Here is a 6,489-nt window from a genome sequence, read left to right as displayed (position 1 = left end):
CTTTTGGAACAGAACCACCAACGATTTTGCTTTCAAATTGGAATCCAGAACCAGGTTCTAAAGGTTCAAATGCTAATTTAATACGCGCAAATTGACCTGCACCACCAGATTGTTTTTTGTGCGTGTAATCATATTCAGCAGAACGTGTATTTGTTTCACGATAAGCAACTTGTGGCGCACCAACATTTGCCTCAACGCCAAATTCACGCCTCATACGATCAACGATAATTTCAAGATGCAACTCACCCATACCTGAAATGATAGTCTGGCCGGACTCTTCATCTGTATGAACACGAAAAGAAGGATCTTCTGCTGCCAACTTACCCAGCGCAATACCCATTTTTTCTTGGTCAGGCTTGGTCTTAGGCTCAACCGCAACCGAAATCACTGGCTCTGGAAACTCCATGCGCTCAAGCGTAATAATGTTGTTAATATCACTTAAGGTATCGCCCGTAGTAACCTGTTTTAAGCCCACTGCCGCCGCAATATCACCCGCCCTAACCTCTTTAATTTCTTCACGAGAATTAGAGTGCATTTGCAAAATACGGCCGACACGCTCTTTTTTACCTTTAACTGGGTTATAAACGGTATCGCCAGAATTTAACACGCCGGAATAGACACGGAAAAATGTCAAGGTACCAACATAAGGGTCGGTTGCAATCTTAAACGCCAAGGCTGAGAACGGCTCTTCATCAGAAGGTGGGCGCGATGCTTCTGTTTCTGCCGCATCATCCAGCACACCCGTAATGGCTGGCACATCAGTCGGCGCGGGCAGATAGTCAATAATAGCATCGAGCATGGCCTGAACACCTTTGTTCTTAAAGGCAGAACCACACAGCACAGGAACAATTTCATTAGCCAGGGTGCGCGCACGCAAACCAGCAACAATCTCTTCGTTGCTTAACTCAACACCTTCTAAGTACTTCTCCATCAATTCATCATTGGCTTCGGCAGCAGCTTCGATCATTTTGTCGCGCCATTCGGCAGCGAGATCAGCTAACTCTTCAGGTATGTCTTTTGACTCGTAAGTCATACCACGGTTTTCCTCATCCCAATAAATGGCACGCATGCCAACGAGGTCAACAACACCTTGGAAGTTCTCTTCCGCGCCAATCGCCAATTGAACTGGTACTGGCTTACTGCCTAAGCGACTTTCAATTTGCTCGACAACACGCAAGAAGTCAGCACCAGCACGATCCATCTTATTGACGAAAGCTATGCGAGGCACACCATATTTATTGGCTTGACGCCAAACGGTCTCAGACTGCGGCTCAACACCACTTACCGCGCAAAATAATGCGCAAGCGCCATCAAGTACCCGCAAGGAACGCTCTACCTCAATAGTAAAATCAACGTGCCCTGGCGTATCAATTATATTGATACGGTGCTCTGGAAATTGCTTATCCATGCCGCTCCAGAAGGTGGTGGTCGCAGCAGAGGTAATGGTAATACCACGCTCTTGCTCTTGCTCCATCCAATCCATCGTGGCGGCACCATCATGTACCTCACCAATCTTGTGAGAAACACCGGTATAAAACAGCACGCGCTCAGTCGTTGTGGTCTTACCGGCATCAATATGCGCCATAATCCCAACATTACGATAACGATCAATAGGTGTTTTACGTGCCACTTGTTTGTCCTATATGCCTAACTAAATTTAGAATGCGAATTCTTAAAAACGGAAATGCGAGAACGCTTTATTAGCTTCCGCCATAGGATGTGTATCTTCACGTTTTTTCACTGCAGAGCCACGATTTTCTGCCGCATCCTGCATCTCGCCAGCCAAGCGTAGCGCCATAGATTTTTCACTACGCTTACGTGCGGCTTCCGCCAACCAACGCATTGCCAATGCAGTACGCCTATCGGCGCGCACTTCGATAGGCACCTGGTAGGTTGCACCACCGACACGACGCGACTTCACTTCAACCGCTGGGCGAATATTATCAAGCGCCGCATCGAACACATCCAACGCCTCGCCTTTGCCACGGCTAATCAGCTCATCCAAGGCACCATATACGATACGCTCGGCAACTGATTTCTTGCCACCCTTCATCAATACATTGATGAATTTAGCTAGCGTGCTGTTGCCATATTTAGGATCTGGCAAGATCTCGCGTTTTGTAATTACTCTTCTTCTAGGCATAGTCTTCTTAAATATACTTTGTTAAACGTTTCAGCCCCGTTTTAACTCTTGGGGCGCTTAGTACCATATTTGGATCGACCCTGACGACGGTCTGCAACACCAGAAGTGTCGAGACTGCCGCGCACTGTGTGATAGCGCACACCAGGTAAATCCTTGACACGACCACCACGGATTAAAACTACCGAGTGCTCCTGCAAGTTGTGGCCTTCACCACCAATATAACTCGTCACCTCAAAGCCGTTGGTTAGACGAACACGCGCCACTTTACGCAAAGCTGAGTTAGGCTTTTTAGGTGTTGTCGTATAAACACGAGTACACACACCACGACGCTGCGGGCAAGCCTGCAATGCTGGCACATTACTCTTCACCTTCTGCCGCTTACGTGGCTTACGAACCAACTGATTTATTGTTGCCATTGAGGCGAATCTCCAATTTCTAGCAACCCATGAAAATGACCCATTGGCGTGAGCCAATGGGTCATTTGGGAATTCTTTACTGTGTGCCACGGGTCAGCGTATATTGGCCCCCGCGATAGCCGACGAATTCTAGTGGCGCGCCCCAAAAGTGTCAAGGTTTTTCACCATTTTATACATAATCTTATTAGCCCAGCCTATAAACGACCGATAATTGCTTCTCGGCCATAAAAAAACACCCAACTCCACCGCTCTACTTAGAAATTGGGAGGCTGGATGCCCAAAAAAGCTCTGAACAAATCATCATCGTTTTTATGTTAACTAGAATAGCCCCAATTCGTCTCGAAGATCGCAGCACCTCAAGAGCCTGCGCTCGAGAAAGCGTGGGAGTATGCGGCAATAGAGTCACTATTGCCGCTCACTTCGAAACAAATTGGCGCACGATATCTCAGTCTAAATTCAACCAGACTTATTCCACTCTTCCCTAGGTTTTAGCACTGATTAAGCGTTGCTAGTAGCGTTCGTAGCGGCGTTGAGCTCCTCTTTCAAAGCAGCTTCTACTTCGCTAGCGCTGGCAGCAACCTCGTCAACCTCTACTGCTGGTGCTGCAAGCTTCGCCTTACGCCGAGCCTGGTGGTAACTAAGACCTGTCCCCGCAGGAATCAAACGCCCGACGATGACGTTTTCTTTCAAGCCACGCAGACTATTGCGCTTGCCATTAACCGCCGCCTCAGTAAGCACTCGTGTCGTTTCTTGGAACGATGCCGCCGAAATAAATGACTCAGTTGCCAGCGATGCTTTGGTAATACCCAGCAAAATGGGCACATGGGTCGCAGGCATTTTATCCTGCTCAACCACTTTATCGTTTTCTTCAAGAATACGGCCACGGTCTAACTGCTCACCCTTGAGGAAGCGAGAGTCACCACTGCCGGTGATTTCAGACTTACGTAACATCTGGCGCACAATGACTTCAATATGCTTATCATTGATCTTGACACCCTGCAGTCGATAAACCTCCTGCACTTCATTACTAATGTAGTTAGCCAAAACCGTTACGCCCAATAGACGCAAAATGTCATGTGGGTTAGGCGGCCCATCGGCAATGGTTTCACCTCTTTCTACATGCTCACCTTCAAATACATTAAGCTGACGCCATTTTGGGATCAGTGCTTCGTAATGTTCATCCTCTGCACCGGTAATAACGAGCCGCTGCTTACCTTTTGTCTCCTTACCAAAACTAACCGTACCGGTAATTTCCGCAAGAATTGAAGGTTCTTTTGGCTTGCGTGCTTCAAATAAATCCGCAACACGAGGCAGCCCCCCAGTGATATCACGGGTCTTGGATGATTCCTGTGGCAGCCTGGCAATAACGTCACCCACACCAATCTTAGCACCATCCTTCAAATTAACGATAGCACCAGAAGGGAGTGGATATTGCGCAGTAATCTCAGTGCCAGGAATACACAATTCCTCGCCATCATCGTCTAGCAGCTTAATGATAGGGCGTATATCTTTTGTCGCCGAACCAACTCGCGCTTTCGGATCCAGGGCAACAATACTGGATAGCCCCGTCACCTCATCAAGCTGGGTTTGAACGCTAACATCTTCAACAAAATCGATAAACTTCGCTCGCCCTGACACTTCTGAAATAACAGGGTGGGTGTGAGGATCCCAGTTGGCAACAATTTGACCCGCTGCAATCTTGTCGCCATCACTCACGCTTAACACCGCGCCATAAGGAATTTTATAACGCTCACGTTCACGGCCCGCGCCATCAACTAAGGTCAACTCACCAGAACGTGACACGGCAACACTGTTGCCACTGGCATGCGACACCAGCTTGATATTATGCAGCCGCAAGGTTCCAGATGATTTCACTTCAACACTATCTGCCGCTGCTGAACGCGATGCTGCACCACCAATATGGAAGGTACGCATGGTCAACTGGGTGCCAGGCTCACCAATACTTTGTGCGGCAATAACACCCACTGCCTCACCTTGGTTAACACGGTGACCACGAGCCAGGTCGCGACCATAACACGCCGCACAAACACCATGACGTGATTCACAAGTGATCGGTGAACGCACCCATATTTGATCAACGCTCATCCCTTCAAGCCGTTCTACCCACTGCTCATCAAGCAGTACACCAGCCTCAACAGCAATTTCTTTACTGTCCCCTGGCAGCATAACGTCTCTTACGACAACACGACCTAATACGCGCTCACGTAATGGCTCAACCACATCACCACCTTCAATCAAGGGCTGCATTAACAAGCCTTCGCTGGTGCCACAATCTTCACCTGTCACAACCAAGTCCTGCGCAACATCAACCAGGCGGCGAGTCAGGTAACCCGAGTTAGCGGTTTTAAGTGCAGTATCGGCCAGACCTTTACGTGCACCATGGGTGGAAATAAAATACTGGAGAACGTTCAAGCCTTCCTTAAAGTTGGCTGTAATGGGTGTTTCAATAATAGAGCCATCGGGCTTGGCCATCAGACCACGCATACCGGCAAGCTGACGAATTTGCGCCTGACTACCACGCGCACCTGAGTCAGCCATCATGAAGATTGAGTTAAATGAAGGCTGCTTAACTGTCTCACCTTCAGCGTTGACAACTTCTTCGCTATCAAGCTGACTCATCATTGCATTAGCAATCTCATCATTGGTGTGCGACCAGATATCGACAACCTTGTTATAACGCTCACCGTTAGTAACAAGACCAGAAATATATTGCCCCTCAATCTCTTTCACCGCAGCTTCTGCTTTAGCAAGAATAGGCACTTTTGAATCAGGAATAATCATATCGTCAATACCGATAGAAACACCGGCACGGGTTGACTGCTTAAAACCCATGTACATCAAACGGTCTGCGAAAACCACGCAGTCTTTCAAACCAAGACGACGATAAGCCGTATTAATCAAGGTTGAAACCGCACGCTTGTTCATGTCTCTATTGATGGCCTCAAACGGTAGGCCCTCAGGCACAATCTCAAACAACATACAGCGTCCAACCGTGGTATCGATACGACGTGTGCGTGCTGTACGCTCACCGTCCTCCATCTGCTCAACTTCGTTGATGCGTACTTTAATACGCGCATGTAGCGCAACAACGCCAGCATTATAGGCGCGCTCTACTTCTGCAATACTGGAAAAAGCACGGCCTTCGCCCTTGGCATTAATGCGTTCACGGGTCATGTAGTACAAACCCAATACAACATCTTGTGTCGGCACAATAATTGGCTCACCATTAGCCGGTGACAACACGTTATTGGTTGCCATCATCAATGCGCGCGCTTCAAGCTGTGCTTCCAGTGATAGTGGTACGTGAACCGCCATTTGATCGCCATCAAAGTCAGCGTTAAAAGCCGTACAGACTAAAGGGTGCAACTGAATGGCTTTACCTTCGATAAGCACTGGCTCGAATGCCTGTATACCTAATCTATGAAGTGTTGGCGCACGGTTTAGCATCACCGGGTGCTCACGAATTACATCTTCGAGAATGTCCCAGACTTCGGCCCCCTCACGCTCAACCAGCTTCTTAGCTGCTTTAATGGTAGTCGCAAGACCACGTCTCTCTAACTTGGAGAAAATGAACGGCTTGAATAATTCCAGAGCCATTTTCTTAGGCAGTCCACATTGGTGTAAGCGCAAGGTAGGGCCAACAACAATCACTGAACGACCCGAGAAATCAACACGCTTGCCTAACAAGTTCTGACGGAAACGACCCTGCTTACCTTTGATCATGTCGGCCAAAGATTTTAATGGACGTTTGTTAGTACCTGTAATCGCACGACCACGACGGCCGTTATCTAACAACGCATCAACAGACTCCTGCAGCATACGTTTTTCGTTACGCACGATAATGTCGGGCGCACTGAGTTCTAATAAACGTTTCAGACGGTTATTACGATTGATCACACGACGGTAAAG

4 protein-coding genes are annotated in these 6,489 nt (G+C 48.1%); all 4 read right to left on the bottom strand.

Translation table 11 applies throughout. The features are described 5' to 3' along the window. Positions 1-1,630: elongation factor G (fusA, locus tag JKY90_06550; GenBank protein MBL4851924.1), on the bottom strand; the 1,630-nt coding region annotated here is incomplete at its 3' end. A gap of 42 nt (positions 1,631-1,672) precedes the next feature. Beyond that, the gene (gene rpsG, locus JKY90_06545) at positions 1,673-2,143 is read right to left on the bottom strand and encodes a 30S ribosomal protein S7 (GenBank protein ID MBL4851923.1); all 471 of its coding nucleotides are present in this window, start codon (positions 2,141-2,143) and stop codon (positions 1,673-1,675) included. Between the two features lie 41 nt (positions 2,144-2,184). Beyond that, positions 2,185-2,559, bottom strand: a complete 375-nt coding sequence (rpsL, locus tag JKY90_06540) for a 30S ribosomal protein S12 (GenBank protein ID MBL4851922.1) — start codon at positions 2,557-2,559, stop codon at positions 2,185-2,187. Between the two features lie 498 nt (positions 2,560-3,057). Continuing rightward, positions 3,058-6,489 (bottom strand): DNA-directed RNA polymerase subunit beta' (gene rpoC, locus JKY90_06535; protein ID MBL4851921.1); only part of this gene is annotated, 3,432 nt, incomplete at its 5' end.

Source organism: Gammaproteobacteria bacterium, from assembly GCA_016765075.1.
In the GTDB taxonomy this organism is placed as follows: domain Bacteria; phylum Pseudomonadota; class Gammaproteobacteria.
Note: the sequence above shows the minus strand (reverse complement) of the source record. Positions and strands in the feature narration are given on the sequence as shown.

Excerpts from the sequence above, each read along its gene's own strand:
- rpsG (MBL4851923.1), bottom strand. The coding sequence starts at position 2,143 with ATGCCTAGAAGAAGAGTAATTACAAAACGCGAGATCTTGCCAGATCCT.
- rpsL (MBL4851922.1), bottom strand. The coding sequence starts at position 2,559 with ATGGCAACAATAAATCAGTTGGTTCGTAAGCCACGTAAGCGGCAGAAG.